The sequence below is a fragment of the Flavobacterium sp. MDT1-60 genome (assembly GCF_014844035.1).
Lineage (GTDB): Bacteria > Bacteroidota > Bacteroidia > Flavobacteriales > Flavobacteriaceae > Flavobacterium.
In genome coordinates this window covers 2,820,242-2,842,633 of sequence record NZ_CP062159.1, presented here as the reverse complement: position 1 = coordinate 2,842,633, position 22,392 = coordinate 2,820,242, and the positions used below count along the sequence as shown (strand labels likewise).

Annotated in this window: 14 protein-coding genes; 2 read left to right on the top strand and 12 right to left on the bottom strand. The window is 35.5% G+C overall.

The window, feature by feature from the left end; all coding sequences use genetic code 11:
* Positions 1-14: 14 nt before the first annotated feature.
* The 12 genes from IHE43_RS12100 to IHE43_RS12050 all read right to left on the bottom strand — a co-directional run bounded on the left by IHE43_RS12100 (position 15) and on the right by IHE43_RS12050 (position 19,621).
* Positions 15-1,343, bottom strand: coding sequence for a glycoside hydrolase family 28 protein (locus tag IHE43_RS12100; protein WP_192184115.1), 1,329 nt, complete (start codon positions 1,341-1,343; stop codon positions 15-17).
* Positions 1,344-1,376: 33 nt separating this feature from the next.
* A complete protein-coding gene (locus IHE43_RS12095) occupies positions 1,377-2,717 on the bottom strand; it encodes a hypothetical protein (RefSeq protein WP_192184114.1) in 1,341 nt (446 codons plus the stop codon).
* Positions 2,718-2,959: 242 nt separating this feature from the next.
* On the bottom strand, positions 2,960-4,312 hold the full coding sequence (locus IHE43_RS12090) for a glycoside hydrolase family 105 protein (protein WP_192184113.1): 1,353 nt from the start codon (positions 4,310-4,312) through the stop codon (positions 2,960-2,962).
* A gap of 31 nt (positions 4,313-4,343) precedes the next feature.
* Positions 4,344-5,630, bottom strand: coding sequence for a DUF4861 domain-containing protein (locus IHE43_RS12085; protein ID WP_192184112.1), 1,287 nt, complete (start codon positions 5,628-5,630; stop codon positions 4,344-4,346).
* 61 nt (positions 5,631-5,691) lie between these two features.
* Positions 5,692-5,757, bottom strand: a complete 66-nt coding sequence (locus IHE43_RS24050; RefSeq protein ID WP_370526744.1) for a hypothetical protein — start codon at positions 5,755-5,757, stop codon at positions 5,692-5,694.
* Positions 5,758-5,761: 4 nt separating this feature from the next.
* Positions 5,762-6,022, bottom strand: coding sequence for an L-rhamnose mutarotase (locus IHE43_RS12080; RefSeq protein ID WP_370526660.1), 261 nt, complete (start codon positions 6,020-6,022; stop codon positions 5,762-5,764).
* 27 nt (positions 6,023-6,049) lie between these two features.
* On the bottom strand, positions 6,050-7,120 hold the full coding sequence (locus IHE43_RS12075) for a glycoside hydrolase family protein (protein ID WP_192184111.1): 1,071 nt from the start codon (positions 7,118-7,120) through the stop codon (positions 6,050-6,052).
* Position 7,121: 1 nt separating this feature from the next.
* Complete coding sequence (locus IHE43_RS12070; protein WP_192184110.1) at positions 7,122-8,654, bottom strand: sialate O-acetylesterase; 1,533 nt, start codon at positions 8,652-8,654, stop codon at positions 7,122-7,124.
* A 751-nt stretch (positions 8,655-9,405) separates the two neighbouring features.
* Positions 9,406-11,349 carry a RagB/SusD family nutrient uptake outer membrane protein gene (locus IHE43_RS12065; RefSeq protein WP_192184109.1) on the bottom strand — a complete coding sequence of 648 codons (1,944 nt, stop codon included), beginning with the start codon at positions 11,347-11,349 and terminating at the stop codon, positions 9,406-9,408.
* A 22-nt stretch (positions 11,350-11,371) separates the two neighbouring features.
* Positions 11,372-14,491 (bottom strand): TonB-dependent receptor, encoded by a 3,120-nt coding sequence (locus tag IHE43_RS12060; RefSeq protein ID WP_192184108.1) that lies wholly within the window; start codon positions 14,489-14,491, stop codon positions 11,372-11,374.
* Between the two features lie 447 nt (positions 14,492-14,938).
* Positions 14,939-16,471 (bottom strand): RagB/SusD family nutrient uptake outer membrane protein, encoded by a 1,533-nt coding sequence (locus IHE43_RS12055; protein WP_192184107.1) that lies wholly within the window; start codon positions 16,469-16,471, stop codon positions 14,939-14,941.
* 6 nt (positions 16,472-16,477) lie between these two features.
* On the bottom strand, positions 16,478-19,621 hold the full coding sequence (locus IHE43_RS12050) for a TonB-dependent receptor (protein WP_192184106.1): 3,144 nt from the start codon (positions 19,619-19,621) through the stop codon (positions 16,478-16,480).
* 568 nt (positions 19,622-20,189) lie between these two features.
* On the opposite strand from IHE43_RS12050, the gene IHE43_RS12045 reads away from it, so the two are divergent.
* Together IHE43_RS12045 and IHE43_RS23600 are read left to right on the top strand one after the other, a co-directional pair.
* On the top strand, positions 20,190-21,245 hold the full coding sequence (locus IHE43_RS12045; RefSeq protein ID WP_192184105.1) for a GntR family transcriptional regulator: 1,056 nt from the start codon (positions 20,190-20,192) through the stop codon (positions 21,243-21,245).
* Positions 21,246-21,683: 438 nt separating this feature from the next.
* A complete protein-coding gene (locus IHE43_RS23600; protein ID WP_225585062.1) occupies positions 21,684-22,370 on the top strand; it encodes a glycosyl hydrolase in 687 nt (228 codons plus the stop codon).
* Positions 22,371-22,392: the final 22 nt, after the last annotated feature.

The window sequence follows — 22,392 nt, the reverse complement described above, 5'->3', positions numbered from 1 at the left end:
CTTTGAACCTTTTTTCAATCAACAAGCACTTTATTCACATACACATTTTTAAAAGTCACTCCGTTTATAATGCTTTTATTAATCTCTGTTTTAGTAGATTCTATATTTAGATTTTCGAAAGTGAAATTGGACAGACGCACATTCGGGTCGTTTTCAACTCCGTAAAAATTGTCGCATTTTATTTCGATGTTTTTTAAAGTCACATTATCACCATACGAAAGTGGGATATCAGGACGGCCTTTTAAGTCGAAAAATTGTTTCCATGCAAAAACTGCCAAACCAGTTTTTGCTGAACCTTTGATGTCTTCTACTCTAATGTATTCATATCTTTGAGGCGTATCCGGACGCATTTTTAACCATAGTAATCTTGATACTCCGTCGATTTTGCAGTTACGCATAATCACATTTCTGTTGTGAATCGATTCGCTTCCGTTGGTTAAAGAAGAATGGCAAAATCCGAAATTACAGTCTTCGATAATGATATTTGAATTTGGTCCGTTGTTTTTGTCCTGATCTGCATAAGGGCCTTTTCCGCCCTTTAAAGCAATGGCATCATCGTTAACTGACAAGAAGCATCCTTTTACTAAAAAGTTGCTGCAAATGTCAATGTCGATAGCATCTGTACTTGGTGCTTTATCTTTAAGATGCGGTGAAAAAATATACAAGTCCAACATTTTTACATTATTACATTTGTAGAAATGATTCGTCCAAAAGCCTGAATTGATCAGTTTTACATCTTGCAATTGTACGTTGTTTGAATTCCATATAAAAACCAATCGTGGTCTTGAAACCTCAAGATTGGTACATTTTGGATTCTCTTTACGGCGCGCCCAGAAAGCATCCCAATATTTTTTTCCGTTTCCGTTGATAGTTCCTTTTCCTGAAATTGAAAATTTATCAACGCCATACGCATTTACAAGTGCCGGAAAATAATCCAGATTTTGACCTTCCATTCTGGATGGCATAATTGGATAATTGGCAATATCGTCAGAACCTTTTAAAACTCCGCCTTCACTAACGTACAAAGCCGTTTTTGGTTTGAAGAATAAAGCTCCACTTAGGAAAACTCCTTTCGGAATAATGATTACACCTCCACCATTTGCAGACGCTTTATCAATTACTTTCTGAATCGCAACGGTTTGAATTTTGGTACTGTCTTTACCCACTCCAAAATCCGTTATCGTGTATTTTTTGCCTAAATCTTTTAATTGAAGTTTGGTATAGTCTTTAAACCAAGCTGTGATTTCGCTTCCGTCAGGAAACTTATCATTGGCATATTTTTGCGAAAATGTAACCTGAGAAATTCCCAGAACACATAGAGCTAAAGTGAAAAACTTTTTCATTGTCGTTGTTTTATTTTAATATTTTTTGATTTCTTATTTACGTTTCAGCCATTCTTTTGGAACGTTCACAATGCAGATATTCATCGTTTTATTATCTGCAGAAAGCATTGCGGACTGAATTTGAATTTTTGCTCCGGCTCTGTTAAAAGTTGGATGAATGTGATCTGCAGCTGTTTCTTTGTGGCCTGCAGTCAGCAGCAGCATTTCGTTTGTTTTTCTGTCAATTAAATATAAGCTTCTTGAAAAATCATCTCCAACAGCCCATCTTCCATCTGCAGAACCATGAACGTGCCATAAACCGCTGCCACTTTTCGTTTGTCCGGCGATAATCATTTCGCGGGTTCTTAAATTTACAATTGCCAAGCCTGTTGGCTTTTCACGTGTTCCTGAATTTCCCCAATTACTTTCCTGTCCTGGATTTTGAGGGTTTTGCACTTCTGTACTTGTAGTAACTTCAACTGGTATTTCTTTCTGAATATCTATTTTTCTATGTCCCATAATTGCCATGGCAACCTCATCTTTCGAAATAACAGCTTCATGCGTTACCCATTCAAAATCAGATTCGGGATATAACGGTCTCAAACCTGTTCCATCAGCCATAACCGTCCACGTTCTTTGAGGAGATTTGCCACCTGTTTCCCAACAAAAAACCAATTCTCCCGGATTCCAAATGTTCGACTGAATATGCCCAACCTGAAATGGAACAGAAATCACATGTTTGAATTCGCCTGTTTTGATATCCATACTGGCAATACCACCCGGGCCTGCACCCATATTTCTTGGCCCAAAATTCTTTTCAATTTTTACATTTGGGTCTATATGTCTTGCTGCTTCTTCTTTTCCAATTCTAAAGTAAACACGATCTTCATTAGCATCCAAAGCCATATCCCCAGAAGCTCCCATTTCTGAATTTGTAATGCCGCAGACACGTTCGTAAGACGAAACCTGTTTCATCTTTCCAGCCTGACTGTCTTTAAAAACAGCTTCCAAATTTACTTCCATAATTTGCATTTTATCGCCATCTGCCTTACGCATAAAATACAGTTTCATCGATTTTTGAGCTATACATAATGTTCCAGTATAACCGCCTTCGGTAACCTGAACTATTATTCCTGATTTTTCGTTTACCGCCATCGCTTCATCATTGGCTCTTTTGCTTCTAAAAATCAACCATTCTCCATCGGCAGTCCATTGCGGATGCGTTGGGTAGGTTTTGGAATCACCAGCGGATTTCGTGGTCAGAAAAATTAAATCAATACCTGTAACGGGATCTTTTATGATCTTTTTTTCTGATGGGAATCTGGTTCCAATCTGACCAAAAATTGTTATGGTGAATAATAGGAAAAGTATATTTATGGATGTTTTTAATTTCATAGTTTTTGTTTGTGATTTAATCTCGCAAAGGCGCAGAGTCGCAAAGTTTTTTGTACTTTAATTTTGCCATGGAAGACAAAGGCGTGAAGTGTTTTTGCTTTGAATAATTTGGCTAAAGCCGATTAACTAAATTTTTATCTCCAGCTAAAGCTGGAGGCTATTCAATTTAAAAACTTTGCGACTTTGCGAGATTAATTCGCACAGTACATAAACTTCTAACACTTAACTTTTAACTCTTCACATTACTTATGTAAATTATTTTTTCCTTCTATTTTTAATTGAATGGAACTGTCATTTATTTGGAACTGACTATCATTCAATAATAAAATCACTTCGGCTCCGGCCAATAAAACCGGACCGTAACCGTGAGCTGCGAAAACATTTACAGGACGATAATAATAAAATGCAGGATCAAAACCCATTCCCGTTCCAACACAGGTTCCTTCTACCTGACCTTTATCATTTACTTTTGTCGCCACTGCATTCCACGCCAATAAAACGGCCGGAGCGTATGTCATTTTATCCACGTAACCGCGATTAATAGCTCTCGCAATAGAATAGGCATAAATGGCTGTCGCCGATGTTTCTAAATACGTATCATTTCTATCTAATAATTGATGCCAAAAACCAGTTCCATCCTGATATTGTACCAAACCTGCGATATGTTTTTGCAATTGTGCCAAAACCTGAGGATATCCCGGATGATTTTTTGGTAAAACTTCTAACAATTCAACCATTGTCATAACTGCCCAACCATTGGCTCTTGCCCAATGAAACTGCGGATGCACTGTCATCGACTCTACCCAGCCGTGCATGTAAATACCTTTTTGTTCGTTAAACATTCTTTTAGAGAACTGATTTACTTGTTTAACGGCATCATCAAAATATTTTACATCGCCCGTATAACTTCCCATTTGAGCTAGTGCCGGTACACTCATAAACATATCATCCAACCAAAGTGTATTGTCCTGTGGTCTGTTTCTGGCCAAGGTTCCGTCTTTTAATCGAAATTGTTTATTGCTGATAAAGTCGATATAATTATTTATCAAAGGATCAGCATTTGCTTTTAAACCTTCTTTTTTTGCTTTGATGAAGGCTGCACAAAGCGCTCCTGCAAAATCTAATGCTTCCGGATGAAGCGTCTTGAGCATGTCTTTGTCTTTGATATTTTTTTCGTTGTAATTAGCCGCGATATCCGCAATCAACTGTATTCTTTTATTGGAATAATCTGCAAAGTATTTTTCACCTGTGGCTTTAGATGCCAAAAGCATTCCGGCATATGTCACACCCCATTCGTAACTAGTCAAACGAAAAGCTCCCGGCTCAAACACGATGTCCTGCTTACCTTTTTTATAATCTGTAATGGCAACTTTCGTATTGGCATCTACAATTTTAGAAGCCGTATTTTTATCTAAAAAATTATAGACTCTGTCTAATACAACTTTTATATTTTCTTTTTGCGGAATAACATATGGCGTTGGATAATCCGGCTGCATTAAGTGCAATGGCGCAGTGGCATCCGTTTTTTGCGCATTTATTGCAGTACAAATTCCGAACGCAAATAATGTTATAATTTTGGTCGATTTATAGTTCATAGTTAGTGTGTTAGTTTAAAATGAGATTATTTTATTTTCCTATTTCAACATTTATTTTGGCAGAAAGCTGTTTAGCCAAAGTGGTTACATAATTGCTGAAATAAGCGGAATCTTTAAAGTTTGGATCGGCACTCAATTCCCAACCTGCTATTGCATAATAGCTGATTTCTTTATTGTTCTCTACCGATAATTTTGCCAGATAAGAATCTGTTAATTGTCCGGTTTTAGGAGCTTCGATATACCCTTTGTATATTTTCTTCGGAACCAGAATTGCTGTTCCTAAAATCCATTTGTGTTCGTAGGTTAAATAATCATGCTGAATCAGACATACCCAATCTCCAGCCTCAACCACTTTCAATGGATTTTTATTATTCAGATTTGAAATGGCTGCCAGAAAAGTTTCTTTTCCTTTAATCCCATCAATCTTAACCGTGTTTTTATAACCGTACATTCCCGGCCAGATTGAGGTAGTTTCCTGAACCTGATATTTATTTCCTGAGGCTTCCCAATTTTGATATTTATAACTTAATACCGAATTAACCGGACCTTCACTTACGATCTTAAAAGTTGTTTTTTCGACATTATTCAACGTATCATTCGTTAAAATTCCAAGTCGGTTGATTTTATCATTGATTAATAAAGCATAACCTCCTAAACCAGCCGAACTTCCAACCGGAAAAATATCCCTTCCCCAATCGTACATTACATGATAATTGTCTTCAACAGCGCCTTTGCTATTTATCCCGACGTCTTCTGGTGTCATCGCAGGTGTTTTTTTTCCGAAAACATCTTTTGAATTTCTTCCATCCAAATAATGCCTGAAACCTACTTTATCATTTTCCCAGGTTGGGCCGTCCGTTTGATATTTTTGAAAACCTAACTTTTTGTGTACCTGATTAGCCATCAAAACTTCTTCGGTTGCAGGCTGAACCGGCAGGTCTTTGGCTTCTCTTTTTCCAAAACGAACACTTGTTTTTATTGGAAATTTAGGATCAACTGAGGACCATTTTAGTTCCACCGTTTTCTTTTCGTTTGGCGTAAAATCAGTTACCAGAAAAAGTTCGTCCCATTTTCCGTCTCCATCTAAATCATTTAATTGCGCTGGAATCGTATCTTTTTTGTGGATTAAAATTGGATAAACTTTCGAATCCATTTTTACAGAAAGTTGACTTCTCTTTATTGCAATAGCTTTTTGCGGCACCGACAATTCAGAAGTATTCTTTAGCGTAATTTTAATTCCTTCTACTTTTTGTTGCGCTTTACAACTTGCTAATATCGTTGCCGTTAATGCGATTGACAGATAAAGATTCGTTTTCATTTTATTTAGTTTCAGGTTTCAGGTTTTCTTAGTTGTTGTTTCGGGTTTTCAATTTAATCATTTAATCCAAATGAAAAACTTCTTTTAACGGAACTGTAACTGGCGAATTATTAGGGTATGTTTCCATTATATCAGCCATATAGGCCCACCATTTTTTTTACGATTGGATGATTGGGTAACAGTTTTTCATCAAAATCCGGGCTGATTTTTTGAACTGCAAAGAGCGATAAAGTATCTTCATCTAAAAAAATACTATAATCCTGAATTCCTGTTTCTGAAAGCAGCGACTGTAATTCAGGCCAGATTTCGTCGTGTCTCTTTTTATATTCTGCTTCAAAACCTGGTTTTAATTGCATTTTGAAAGCGTTTCTGATAGTTTGGTTATTTTTCATTTTTTTGGGGTTAAAAATTAATTTTAATTAAACTATTTTAAAAATAAATCCGGAAGACGTTTCATACTTTCCTCCTTGTGAAGCCATAAATAAATAAGTTGCTTTTCCGTTTTGAAATAATAATTGCGGGCGTTCTCCACGACCGTATCGGTTTAAATGTTTTGGTGCTTCAGGCTGTTTTATATATTTATTTAAAGGCTGATACGAAATCAAAGGATCGCTCCAATGAATGCCATCATCAGAATCCATATACAAGCCATTGTCAATTCCGAAAACGCCCATATCCCGTGCTAACATTTTGAATTTTTTATTTTCATACCAGACAAAAGCGTCTTCGCATTGTTTATTATCTCCGAGTTTAGAAAAATCTACTACCGGATTGTTTTTGTATTTTTCATAAGGACCTTGTAATGATTTTGAAATGGCTAATCCATATTTTCTGTTTCCTTTAATGGGAAATTTTGGATGTTCATAATTCTCCGTATCCAATGATTTGTAATAAAGCCAGTACTCGCCATTTGGATGTTTTAGGAAAGAAGGATTTGTAGTCAAAAGATCGTCCCATTCTCCTTGTTTTCCCGGAAGCAATAAGGGTTTATCAGGTCTTTCCCATGGGCCATAAAGCGAATCTGCAGTGGCTAACCCTACACGTTTGGTATTCATTTTTCCATTGGAATTTCCCATAAAAAACAGCGCATATTTTCCGTCTACAAAATGAACACTCGGATTATGACAGGTTGTTGCATCCCAGAAGCCTTCACCTCGTGGCGCCAAAATAGTACTTACATATTCGTATGGGCCTTCAGGTTTATCAGCAACAGCGTGGGCAATTTCAGAACTGTTTATCCATCCGCTCATGCCTTTTGCTTTTGGCCATCTTGAAAAGAACACATGAATTTTACCATCCGGGCCTTCAATCGGGCTATTGCACCAAACGTAATAATCTTCAAATTCGAGCGCGCGACCAACTGGCCGAAGTCTTTTTTCAAAATCTGAAAGTTTTGGATCATCCATAAAATCATTTGCCATACCCGGAAACGGAAGACAAAGCGCCATAACAGCAAGGGAATTTCCTATTATAAATTTTCTACGATTCATTTTATTTCTTTTGAACTCCCACTTCCCAATCATCGGTTCTGAAAGGTGATGCAGGTAAATTTTCATTATTGAATAAATTGGGTTCCGGAACGGCTTTCCAGGCAAAACGAACTGCCGTTGGATTTTTTACTTTTGATGAGGAAACCACAATCATTTTTCCATCTATTTTTGCTTCTGCAGGATAGAAAACCTGATCATTTCCGGCAATTTCAAATTCTTTTAAATCTTCTGATGGCTTTTTAAAACCCGAATCTACATTATCAAAAAACAACTGAATTTTATCCTTTTTGACTTTCAAATGGTTGTATATTGGGCCAGAATACACCAGTTTATTTTCTCCGTATGTTTTCGCTCTTGCAATTAAAGCCAAACGATAACCTACGGTTTGTTTGTCTATAGGATGAATATTGGTGGCATTTCCAACATCAGTCGTAACGACCATTCCTGTATTTGAAATTGTTTTTGACGCAATTAATTGTGCTTCCCTAATGTCTGGATTTTGCCCTTTGTGGGGTGCGATCTGAACAAAATAAAATGGAAAATCGCCTTGTTTCCAATCGTCCCGCCAGCTTTTTACCATTGCCGGAAATAAACTTCTGTATAAAAATGCTTTTTCTGCATTGCTTTCACCCTGATACCAAATCACCCCTTTCATGGTATAATTTACCAAAGGATGCAGCATCGCATTATAAAGTACGTACGATGTTTTATTCTCTTCTTTTTTAGGCTTTTTAAGCTGACTTTTAAAACCTTCAATGTTGTTTGCAATACGCTCCTTTTTTAAATCGGCGTAATACGTTTCTAATTTTTCCTGAAAGAGTTTTTCATTTTTTGCATCTTGTTCCAGTAGAGGCAGAAAGTCTGTATTCCCTTCTAAAACCGTCTGAGAAGTCCAGGCCTCGGCTTTTGTTCCTCCCCAGGAAGAAGAAATTAAACCGATTGGAACTTTTAATTTTTGATATAAATCCCTTCCAAAAAAATAAGCAACTGCCGAAAATGTTTTTATAGAAGACGGAGAACATACTGCCCAACTTCCGGTCACATCCTCTAATGGTTTTTGAGAGGCTTTTGTTAATACTGTAAACAATCTGATGGATGGGAAATTGGCATTCTGAATCTCTTCTTCATAATTTTTCACTCCTGTTTTCCAGGTTCCATCTTCCTTCTCAACAGGGAAATACATATTGGATTGTCCGGAACAAATCCAGACTTCACCAATCAGAATATTTTTCAGTATAATTTTATTTGAAGCTTCAATTGTAATGTCATATGGTTTTTCATTTCCAACTGGTGTACTTACAGCGGTTTTCCAGTTTCCATTTAAATCTGTTATAATTTCTACAGGAGTATTTTGCCATCCTAACTGAATGTTTATTTTTTCATTTGGAGCAGCCCATCCCCATAAATTTACCTTTGAATTTTGTTGTAAAACCATATTATCACCAACCAAAGCGGGCAATTTTACCTGAGCGTTGAGTGTCAATTTAAATCCTAAAACAATGAGTAATAAAGAAAGCTTTTTCAAATAAATCATCAGTAATGTAATTTTAATACTAAAGCTTTAAAGATATGTTAGTAAATCGATATCGGTATCCTGTTCTACCCTGTAAATTTGGAGAATATTATGGAACAGTTTGATATAATTCAGGACTTACTTAAACACGTAGAAATATAGTTTATAAGAAAAAAAGAATCACAATTCGTCATATAGATAACGCTGTGCATTTTGTCCAGACGAAATGTTAGCTATTTTTTTTAACATAGCCCACGGTTTCAACCGTGGGGAGCATAATTTTATTCCGATCCATTTCTCATGATACGTATTTTAAGAAACGTCTCTTATGATACGTCTCCCACGGTTGAAACCGTGGGCTATGGTTCACATAGGGTAATGAAAAATGCTTTTTTCATTTTCATATTAATTGGTACAAAATGTTTCCTATGATACGTCTCTTAAAATACGTCTCCCACGTTTGAAACCGTGGGCTATGATTGAAATAGGGTAATAAAAAATACTTTTTTTTATTTTCATGTTTAATTTGTACAAATTGTATGATGTAATAAAAACAAAAAAGGCAGTAACCGAGTTACTGCCTTTTGTAAAATTAAAACCACTTAATTTTACCAATTACCACTTAAATTCCAAACCATTCTTATTGAAAAATTTAATAATCAAATTTACTTATTAAATAACTGATAACTATCCTGTTGTACCCTGCCTTGACATAAAAAAAACCGTCTCACAATTGAGACGGTTTTCAACAATAAAAATATAAAATAGTATACTAATAACCAGGGTTTTGCATAGTTGCTTTTTCTTCAGCAGTCAATGGTCTGCCATTTGCATAAACAGCATCAAGGAAAGTTTGAGGAACAGGGCGTAAATTATGATATTCCTGAATATTAGCAGCCGCTTCAATGTTATACGCTTTTGCTCTTGCAACCAAAGTTTTAGTTCTGCTCAAATCTCCCCAACGGTGAAATTCTCCACAAAGTTCTCTGGTACGCTCGTTTAATATCAAACATAACATTCTGTCGTAATCACTACCGTATCCCAGTTTTGTAATTACTGCCATATCTTCTAATGGTAAAGCATTCACATTCGCAATTGTTAAACTTGTTGCTGTTGTTGCAACTGCGATATTATTAGATTCGTAATATGAGTTTTCAGGAATATACGAAATTGGGATTCCAGCCTGACCCGTAACTGTCCAGGCCGCTGAGCCATCTACATAAGCAGCACGATTTTCTCCAGATTTGTAGGCCGCACGAGTACGAACTGTGTTGATATAGGGTAATGCATCAGCAAATGATGCAGATCCTAATTTTGCAAGACGTACTTTTGCTTCAGCAGCCATTAAGTACGTTTCTGCAGAACGTGCCAAAATGATATCACGAGATCCTTTAATATTACTTAAATCGATCCTGTTTCCATCCATATATTTACTTAGAGACGGGAATCTAACATCGGCCATTAGACCTACTTTATCTGCTGCATAAGCAACATAAGCACTTGGAATTGTTTTTCCTGTTTTTGGATAAATTATAGCATCTGTGTTTTTAGTTTTGGCAAAACGCGTGTCAGCCGGTGTATTTACAATATACATAATTCCCAAATCTCCATTTTTATAAACAGCACCAGATTGGTTATTCACGATACTTTTTGTTTGAAAACTTTTCCAGAAACGAGAGTCGTTTACATGATCAAAAGTATCATATACAAAATAAGTTGGTGCCAAACGGCTAAATGGTCTTCCTCCTGCAAGATTACGTCTCATTTGAGGTAACTGATCATAAGTAGAAAGGAAATATAAATGCTGTTGATTTCCTCCCGTAGTCAATGTACTTGCATTGAACTGAGCAGATAAAATTAACTCCGGAAGTTTTTCGTTTGCACCATCTGCAATCGTATAATTCCATAAATTATCATAATTTGCTGCTAGTGGATGATGAGAAATTACCTCATCAGATAACGTAACTACTTGTTGCAAATCTGCCGCTTTTGTAGTTCCGTTCCAGCTGTCATTAATTTCACTGGCACGCATCAAATAAGTTTTTGCTAAATAATGTGCAGCAGCGTCTTTAGTAATTTTAGCAGGAGCTCCGGCATTACCCAACAAAGCATAAGCCTGTTTAAAATCTTCTATTACTTGTGCTAAAACTTCCTGAGGCGCTGTTCTTGTAAATTCTAATTCAACTGTAGAACTAGTTTTTAATTTTAAAGGAACAGCACCGTATTGGCTTACCAATTTTAAATAATTGAAAGCTCTTAAAAAATAACCTTCACCTAAAGCTGTTTTTTTGATAGCGTCATTTGTTGAAACAATATCTGTAGCAGATTCAATCAATTGATTCGCATTTCCAATTCCGATATATAAGTTATCCCAATTGGTATTTGCCGCTACAGTATTAGCGTTTGATACGGTTACAAAAGCTTTGAAACCTGAAGAATAAGAATTCCAGATCCAGTTTGACGGATCTCCTCCGGCATGGAATTCATCTGTACCAGATTCAGTTGCCGAAAGCGGAACCTCACCTTGGAATTCTGCAGCAAAAACCTGATAATAGGTACCATTTGCTAATGCCTGAATTCCTGCTTCGGTTTTATAATAGTCTTTACTATAAGCTGTGGTCAGCTCTTCATCAAGAAAATCTTTGTTGCATGAGCTTGTTAAAGTCAATGCTGCAACAAGCATCAAATTGATATATAGTTTTTTATAATTTTTCATAATGATCTTTTTTAAAATTAATTTAGAATTCTACATTTAACCCTAAAGTTACACCTCGGTTTGAAGCCGTTGTCTGTGTATCCAAATCAGTCCATTTAACTTTTGTGAAAATCATACCCGGATTGGTTGCCTGGCAATACAATCTCAATTTAGAAAGTCCTAGCTTTTGTACTAGCTCTTTATCAAAGTGATAAGCTAAAGAAATATTTCTCATTTTTAAGAAAGAACCGCTTCTATATCCTAATATTGGGTAGTAAGGATCTCCCGTACCGGCAGAATAAATTGGTTTTTGATATTCGGCATTGGTGTTATTATCTGTATAATAATTAATTGATCTCTGGCTTCCTTTAGCTCCTTCGTTTTCTCCTAAAGTATCATAATAATAGCCCATACGACCATAGATAAAGAATGACAATTCTACATTTTTATAAGAAAAGGTATTTGTTAGTCCCATGATATATTTTGGATCTTTAGAACCTATAATCACACGGTCGTTATTTGCGTCAATTTTATAATCACCGTTTTGATCTACCGGTCTTGCATTACCAAATGTAAAAATAGTCGAACCTGCAGCGGCGTTGAATTTTGCCATTTCAGCAGCATCTTCAGGTTTCCAGATTCCGTTTGATTCGAAACCGTAAATTACATTTTGAGAATCCCCAATAAATAAGTTATTGTTGATATCATCAAATTTTCCATTTTGAAGTGATACAATTTTACTTTGTTGGTACGAAGCACTAAGGCTGGAAGTCCACTCAAAATCTTTTGTTGTTACGTTTACTGTATTCAAAGTAAGTTCTACTCCACTTCCTTCCGTTTCTCCTACGTTTTGATACGTATCTTTAACTCCGATAACTGTTGGAACACTACTTTTTAATAATAAATCGGTAGTTTTACTTGTATAATAATCTAAGGCTCCTGATACTCTGCTGTTAAACAAAGAGAAATCGATACCATAGTTAAACTGAGCTGTTTGCTCCCAACCTAATTCTATGTTTCCTAAAGAAGTATTATTTACCACTCCGGATCCATTTGGATAAACGATCCCTGTTAATGGAGGCTGAGTAGCGTAAGCCGGAACTGCAGCATTTCCGGTAACACCATAACCAGCTCTTATTTTTAACTGATTGATCCAGGATACGTTTTCAAGAAATTTTTCTTTATTGAGAACCCACGCCGCAGAAGCACTCGGGAAAAATGCCCATCTGTTCTCTGATGCTAATTGTGAAGCTCCGTCAAAACGGCCAGATGCTGTGAATAAATATTTATCGGCATAACTATAATTTGCCCTTCCCATATAAGATAATAAACCTGTATCTGTCAAACCTGAAGAATAACCTGCGAGTGTAACATTTGCTGGATTTAAAGCATTCCATTTGTTTTCAGGATTTTTTATATCATTAGCAGACATAGCACTTTGTTCATTGTGATATTCAGTCTGGCTCATTAACAAGGTTCCTCCAATAGTGTGATTACCAAAAGTTTTATTGTAAAAAATCAAGTTATCTAATGTATATGAAATTGTCTGTTCTTTAGCTAATGAAGCAAAACTTGTTCCTGAACGAATCGCTGACTTACCATCTAAAAATACACCATCACGGAAAGAAGTAAGATCAGGTCCAAAATTAATACGGTATTTTAAACCATCTAGTTTAGAAGAAAGTCCTCCTAAATCAAACTGTGCATATAAACTAGCAAAAGCCCTTAATGTTACACGTTGATCCTGAGATAATTTGTATTCATCCACAGGAGTTCTAATCGTAGAATCCCCACCAGGGCTATCAATTCTGTTTCCGTTAAGGTCATAAGGAACAGCGTATGGAAGATTCGTACGAGCCGTTGCGTATATTCCTGTAGAACTTGTAACAGCAGTTCTACCTGTGTTAGATTGTCCATATTCATTTACACCGTAACTAGTATTAAGACCAACTCCCATAGAGAACCATTTTGTTGGTGTAATATCAACATTGGCCGTACCACTGTAACGTACATAACTTTGCCCAAATAATGTTCCTGTATTGTCTAAATATCCAAAAGACCCATAAGCTTTCATTTTTTCAGTACCACCACTAACACCTATTGTATGTTGTTGTGTAACTCCGGTACGGGTTACAAATTTAGTCCAGTCTGTAGTTGCTACTTTAGAACCGTCCCAGGTACCTCCTGCCCATCCTTTTTCGATGTTTGCCCATGCAGCAGGATCAGCAGAAGCAAGGAAAATTAATTTATCATTTTCTATTGTAGGAGCATCTCCTTTAGGAAAAGCTGATGGATTAGAATAATACCTTCCCCAACGGCGAAATTCGATATATTCGCCCGCACTCATCATTGGTGCATTTTCATGTATCGTTTCCATTACAATAGAAGTATCATAGTTTAAAGTAAACTTTCCGTTTTTACCTTTTTTAGTAGTTACGATAATAACTCCATTTGCACCACGAGAACCATAAATAGCTGTAGCAGATGCATCTTTTAATACGTCAATTGTTTCAATATCAGTAGGATTTAAAAAGTCAATTCCACCAGAATTGGCATCTACACTAATTTTTCCGGTAGATGAATCTGTCACAAGTCTTGAATTCAAAGGAATACCATCAACCACATAAAGCGGCGCATTTGAAGCAGAAATAGAACGGGCTCCACGAATGGTGATGGCGCCTACCGTTCCAGGGCGTTCATTTGAAGCAACATCAACACCGGCTGCTTTTCCCTGCATGGCTTGTACGGCATTAACAACTGGTCGTGAAGCTATTTCTTCAGCACTTACACTAACAATAGAACCGGTAAGATCTTTTTTCTTCCTTGTACCGTATCCTACAACAACAACTTCCTCAAGGGAATTGTCTTCTTCTTGTAATACGACATTAACAGTAGCCGCGCTTCCAACAGTGATTTCCTGTTTTTTAAAACCGATAAAACTGTAAGTAAGAACATTTCCCGGAGCAGTATTGATGGAATAACTACCATCAAGATCTGTACTCACTCCATTTTGGCTCCCTTTAATGAGGACGTTTACTCCTGGCACCGGTAGTCCTGATGCATCTTTAACGGTACCTTTAACTACTTTGCTCTGTGCGTAGCCTGATGCATGGAATAATGCGATCATTGCTATCAGCAACAGAACACTAAATTTGTTTTTCATAAAAGTTAAAATTTGGTTAATTAATTAGTTAACCAAATTTATCCAGAAGTAAACTCCGTAGCGTCCTGTAGTATCCTGTAAAATAAATTAGTAGAGATCTAATTTATAGTATATTATACATTTTAATTAAGTTTTTTTTAACCATAAAAACCTTCAAACCCTTGATTTTCAAAGAAAATTAAATAAAAATTACAAAAATACACATATCAAAATTTAATAATATAATTTTTCAACATACAGTAATTTTGTTCAAAAATTTTTATTGAATAAAAAAAATATTACTAAAAATATTACATATTTAACACCAGAATAACTTCAATTGAAAAACCATAAAAAGTTGCTTATGAATGACAAAAACACCATCTTGTTCTTCACTGAATAAATTAAAAAAACCGCCTCAAAAAATGAGACGGTTTCAAAAAAAACAAAAATTTAAAATTTTATTTATTAATCATATCCAGGATTTTGATCGTAAAGTCCAGGAACGGCCAAAAGCTCCTGCAATGGAATAGGATACAATAATGAATTATTATCAATTACTCTAATTTTATTACCTGTATCCTCAGCTATTCTCCATGCATTCATAATGGTCACCGCTTTTCCTGATCTGATTAAATCAAACCATCTTGTACCTTCTGAAAAGAATTCTTTTCTTCTTTCATCAAACAATTGATCCAAAGTGATATTTACAGCATTTGCCGGTACACCCGCTCTGGTTCTAACCTGATTAACAATTGCATCTACATCTGCCTGAGTTCCACCACCGCCATGTAATGTACATTCTGCCATTAACATCAAAACATCAGTGTAACGAGTTACCATAAAATCGACACCCCAGTCCTCACGACCGTTTCCGTATCTTGTCGGGTCTATATATTTTATGAAAACCGGCTCTGTATAACTTCCTTTGTAAGTTCCCGAAGCTACTGTATAACTTGTAGCAATACCCGCAATTTTTCTTTTATCTGTCGCAGCAAACATATTTAAAAACCCTTTCGAAATTGGTTTAGCTTCTAAAGATCCCTGTGCAGATAAATTTACCGAAGCAAAATAAGGCTCGTATCCAACTTCAACCATAAAATTTCCTCCAACCGGAGTTGAAATATTTTGTGTATACGGAATAGTTAATACATTCTCTTTGTTTGCAAGACCTTCTGTTTTAAAAATGGCTGCGTAATCTGTTCCGAAAGTGTATAATCCACTTATCTTAATATCATTTAACTCTTTATACGCTTTATCCCATTCGTTTAATCCAAGCATTGCGCCATCAATTCCGTATTTTGGACTAGAGCGTGTCATGTATACCAAACCTAATAACGATTTTGCACCATATTTCGTTACTCTTCCAAAATTAGCAGCATCATAAGTCGGGCTAAGACCTGCAATAGCCAAATTCAAATCAGAAAGAATTAAATCATAAATTTCAGTTACGGGAGTTCTGCCCACTTTAGAGGCTTCCTGAACCGTCATTGTTCTGTCAATTAACGGAACTCTTCCAAACCATCTGATCAAATCAAAATAACAAAACGCTCTTAGAAAACGAGCTTCAGCCACCATTGCTGTTTTGTCTGCAGGATTTGTAAAAATTGCGTCTCCTTTTTCTGCAAGTTTTTCCAATAACTGATTTGCTTTGTATATTGCATTATAATTACTTGTATAAGCCTCTTTTACATAAGTATTAGAACTGATAGAAGTATAAAAACTATTGATTCCCTCCCAATCTCTTGATGCTGTTGTTGTTGCCAACAAGTTATCAGATCTTACTTCGCTCAGATTCAAAACCCTGTTTGCATAACCATAGGTTCCTGCTCCGTGAAAAGCTACTGAATAAGTGGCGTTTCTCGCCTGAACAAAGTCACCCGGAGTAGCATAAAAATTCTCAATTGTCCCTTGTGATAACGGCAATTGATTCAACTCATCTGTACAAGATGTCAGCGCAAATAATACAGCGCCTGCCATTAAATAAATATATTTTTTCATTTTCTTTTAATTAAAATTAATGTTAAGTCCGATAACTAAAGATTTTGCCAAAGGCGCTCCACCGTAATCAACTGGTACAGCAAAATCAGAGCTTGAACTTGCTGAAGTATTTACCGCTTCGGGGTTAAAACCAACTTTGTATTTGTTCCAATAAAACCAGTTCTCACCTGTTACATATAATCTTGCTTTATCAATTCTTTTAATTCCTTTTAATGCTTGTCTTAAATTATATCCGATAGAAATATTCCTAACACTTATATAGTCTGATTTATATAACCAGTCAGAGTTTGCCTGATAACCAAAAGAAGTTCTCCAGTTTCCTCTAACTGCAGGGTCAACGTTTAGAGAATTCTCCACAGATCCCATTCCGGTACGGTCAATAGCGCGACCTGTTAATCCGTAAACTGTTCCTCCATTTTGTCCCTGAACTAAAATATTCAAATCAATGTCTTTGTATTTAAAAGTATTCGTAATTCCCCACGTATATTTAGGAGTTGGATTTCCTAAATCTATACGATCTTCTGAGTTAATTTTTTTATCTCCGTTCTGATCTACATATCTTGGATCTCCAAGAACCAATTTGTTCCCGCCAATAGTGGTTCCACCTGTATCTATATCCGCCTGACTAACTACTCCATCTTGTTTTAATCCAAAAATGGTATACATTGGCTTGCCAACTTCTAATTTTATAAAAGGGATTCCTCCATCAAAAGAATTACTAATTTCAATTTTGTTTTGACCCGGACCTAAAGCCACCACTTTATTTTCGTTATGGCTAATATTTGCTGATGTTCTCCATTCAAAACTAGGTGTTATAACGTTTAAAGAGTTCATCTCAAATTCCCATCCCTGATTTTGCACTTCACCAATGTTGGTTTGAAATGTTCCAAACCCGGAAGAACTCGGAGTTGGAACTCTTAAAAGTAATTCGTTATTATTTTTTCTATAGACTTCAAATGTTCCGCTAAGTCTGTTTTTTATGAATGCGAAATCCAATCCAAAATCTATACTTTTTGATTCTTCCCAATGTAAGTCTGAATTCGGAATTGAGGCTGCTCCCTGACCAGCTGCCGCTGCACCACCAAGTGAATAATTGAATGACCCAAGGGTTGCATACTGAGCATAACTTCCAATATTATTACTTCCGTTTGTACCTGCACTGGCTCTTAATTTTAATTCTGTTAACCAGTCAACATCCTGTAAAAATGCTTCTTGTTTTACTCTCCATCCCAGAGAAAGAGATGAAAAAGTTCCCCATCTTCTATCAGTACCAAATTTCGAAGAACCATCACGTCTTATACTTGCTGCCAGAATATATTTTTCCTTGAAATTGTACTGAAGACGGGTAAAATAAGAAAGTAATGTGTTTTTTTCGGCAGTTGTTGAACCGATAGATCCTGCGGGCAATGTCTCTATAGTTGAGCTATTATAAAGCGCTCCTGAAGACATTGTAGATTTTGTAATTTCATACTTATTAAAAGATTGTCCTAAAAGCACATTAAAACTGTGGTTTCCAAAAGTTTTATCATAAGTAAGGGTGTTTTCATTGACAATATTTTGTCTTCTGTATGTATTATAAGCTCCTCTGATGCTGGCAATTACATCATTTGGAGTATAACTTTCATTCACATTATCAGAGTTATCAAAGTTAATGGTGCTTTTGAAGGTAAAACTTTTAGCAAATTGATAATTCGCATATCCAGAAATCAAAGTTCTATACATTGAATTTCTGCCTGTTCGGGCTAAAGCATTCAACATATTTGTTGTACTAGATCCCCATGCATATCGTGTTGTGTATTTTTCTCCAGCAGCATTTGCCGCGCTTTCAAAAACCGGAGTTGCGGTAAGGGCTTTAAACAAAGTATTGTCTTTTCCTTCAACTCCCGGATCATTTTTAATAGAATAAGATGGCGCTAAATTGATCCCCATCTTAAAGCTATCTGATAATTTAACATCAATATTTGCTCTTCCTGAAAAAAGAGTATAATCAGTTCCCACGATATATCCTGTATTTTTCTGATAGTTTGCAGAAACATAATAATTCACAGCATCCGTAGCACCGGAAGCAGTTAACTGATAGTTACTAAATTCTCCGGTACGAAAAACTTTATCCTGCCAATCAATATAATCTAATCCCGGGTGGCCTGGAATATCCCATCTGTCGTCATACAAATACGTATAATATCTGCTGTTACTTGGAATAAGAGGCGCTGTTGGGTTTTTTAAATTATAAGCAGCTATTCTTTCAGCATTAGTCTGACTGGCAGAAGCACCTGTAATTCCAGATCCAAGCCACTGTCCGTCAATCATTGTTTTTGCACGATCAATCCATCCCTGAGCAGAGAGCATATCAACTCTGTTTGCTTCTTTATTAACTCCTCCGTATGTATTAAAAGTAAATTGTGGCTTTCCTTTTTTACCTTTTTTTGTTGTGATGATAACCACACCATTAGAAGCACGGGAACCATAAATTGCTGCAGCTGCAGCGTCTTTTAAAACTTCAACAGAAGCCACATCATTAGGGTTCATATTATCTAGTGGACTTCCGTTTGAAAACCCTCCATTAGAATTTGATCCCTCTGTATAAATAGGAAATCCATCTACAACGTACAATGGCTCGTTTCCGGCAGTAATAGAACCTGAACCTCTAATTTCGATACTAAAAGGCTGTCCTGGTAAACCTGTTGTTTGTTTAACACGAACCCCTGCTACCTGTCCGATCAAACCCTGATCTATTCTTGAAATTGGCCTTTCTGTAAAATTCTCTGTTTTAATTCCAGATATGGCACCACTAGTTAATTTTTTCTTTTGGGTACCATAACCAATAACTACTACTTCATTTAAATTTGAACTTTCAGCATCTAAGGAAATATTGTAGCTATTTGAAGCTCCAACTACCTGTTCTTTTTTGATAAATCCCACAAACGAAAAAATCAAAGTTTCTCCCGGAGCTACAGAAATACTGTATTTTCCATCAAAATCGGTACTCGCTCCTCGATTTGTTCCCTTAACAATTACATTAACTCCCGGAATAGAGAGTTTGGACGGATCCGTAACTGTTCCTGTAACCGTTTTGTTTTGCCCATAGCCTGATGTATGCAGAAGTGCAAACAAGGCCATAATCAGCAAAAGATTAAATTTGTTTTTCATAAAAGTTAAATTTGGTTAATTAATTAGTTTAACCAAATCTATTTAGAAGAAGACTGCACCGCATCCTGTAGTATCCTGTTAACACTCAGTATCTTATAAACTATTTTATATTTAATTTAACTAAAAAACCATTCAACTTATTGATTTTCAATATTAAACAAAGCATTACCGTATCAACTAATAATATCAAAATAAAAGATCATTTTTTTTTCATATATCATATTTATCTTCTAAAAAAACTGAGAAATAAAAACATTACAAGAAACTTTTACAATATTTTCCCGCATTTTTGAGCAACTTCAATTCGTTCTCAGTCGTTCAATTAGTTGTTAACCTTTTGTATTTTTTAATTGCTTAAATTTTAGCATACAGTACGGGATACTATATAAAGAATTATATAATATATTGCGGCAAATTATAAGATTATTTTAAGATTTTAAATGCAACTAAATCAAAAAATTAACTATTTTACAGAAATAAATTCAAGAGCAATTGCAAATACTTTGTGGTATTACAATGAGTCTAAATCTTATTGTTTATTGTCCAATTATTACATTTATTATTCAGTATGATCCCAGAGACAGAACACATTATAGTCAACATCAAAGAAAATTCAAGCATTCCTAAATTTATTCAGGTAGCAAACAGTATAGCCGCTGATATCGAATCCGGAATAATAAAAACAGGGCAGCGCCTCCCATCAATTAATGAATTAAGTGACAAAAATTCGATGTCAAGAGATACTGCCGAAAAAGCATACAAAGTTTTACGTGACCGTTACCTCGTTATATCTGTAAAAGGAGTTGGAAACTTTGTCCGTGATATAAATTCAGATATTAAAACTGATGTTTTCTTTCTCATCAACAAACCCAGTTCTTATAAAATGGAAGTTTATAATGCTTTTGTTGATACTATAGGTCTAAAAGGACGCGTAAATATGTATATTTATTATTGCGACGAACAGCTCTTCATTAATTCCCTGAAAAAAAACATTAACAACTACAATTACTTTATCATTATGCCTCACTTTATAGGCAAAGGGAAAAGCCATGTTAACTATACTCCAAAAGTGATTAAAGCTATTGAAGCTATTCCAAAAGAAAAATTAGTAATACTTGACAATTCTTATTCTGAAATATCAGGAACTTTTACCGCTATTTATCAGGATTATAAAAAAGATATTGCTCAGGCTCTGGAAGAAGGTGTGGAGAAAGTTAAAAAGTATAAAAAATTTATACTAGTTTACCCCAGCAAATCTCTTTTTCCGTATCCTAAGGCAGTTTTACAAGGATTTGTACAATTTTGCAAAAAACATCAAATGGATTTTGAAGTTCTTGACGAAATCTATCCTGATCAGGAATTTGATTCCAGTGAAGCTTATATCACGCTTGAAGATAGTGACCTTGTAAATTTGATACAGCAAATCAGGGCGAAAAATTTGACCATGGGTGTTAATGTAGGCGTTATTTCGTATAACGAAACTCCATTGAAAGCGCTTTTAGGGATAACGGTTATTAGTACTGATTTTCAGGCAATGGGAGAACAAGCGGCGAAACTACTCCTAAGCGGTAAAAAAGAATTCATTAAAAATCCCTTCCAGTACATAGAACGGAATTCCTTATAAAAAACCATTATAATTTGGCTGTAAATTCTATGTTTTGCTCGTTTAAGATTTAAATATTCTTAGCGATATTTTTAATAAATAATACTCCTGAGGAAAATAAATCAAGTCTCTTTGAGGGTTTGCTATTTTTGATACACGGTTAAGATTAGATCCCGGTGTTTTTCTTTATTTTATATTTCATTGTAACTAAAAATGAGTTCAACCCATTTCCTTTAAAATATTAAATTCATAAATATATTATATAAACTTTTATTGAAATATTTTTTAGCATTTCACATCTATTTTACTCAAAAAATAAGAATTAATAATAAAAAACATAAATTCATTATCCATTTTACTTTTTTACAAATTCGTTTTAAACAGGATGCTACAGGATAGCAATTTTACGAACTACTGCTACTTTTACTTTTAACTAACTGACAACCATTTGAAACGATAATGATGAGATTTACTAAACCAAATTGCTCCCTTATTCTTCTGTTTTTTTATTGCTTTATAAATTCGTTTGCTCAGGAAACAATTTCTCCATGGCCAAAATCAACGAATATTAATCAGCCATGGGCGCGCTGGTGGTGGATGGGAAGTGCTGTAGACAAACCTAACTTAAAGAAGAGTCTTGTTGATTTTCATAAGGCCGGAATTGGTGGCGTAGAAATTACCCCTATCTATGGTGTTAAAGGAGAAGAAAGTAATTTCATTGATTATCTCTCTCCAAAATGGCTGGAAATGTTAGATTATACCATTCATATTTCTGACAGTCTCCATATGCAGGTTGATATGGTTTTAGGAACGGGCTGGCCTTATGGAGGTTCACATGTCACTTTGCCTTATGCTGCTACAAAGTTGGTTGTCGAAAAATACCAAGTGAAAAAGAATGAAACAATTGATCGAAATATTAAACTGGAAAACGCCAAAGAAAAACAACCTGCAGAACTGTTATATGTGGTTGCTTATGGAAGTGATGGTTCTTTTATCAACTTAACAGATCAACTGAAAAAAAATGGCTCCAAGCCAACGGATAAAGGTATTGACGGAAAATCCGTTTCTATTCCCAATCCATTAGAACCAAATAAATTAAAATGGAAAGCAAAAAAAAACAGATTATACCTTATATGCTGTTTTTAGCGGTAAAACCGGACAGCAGGTA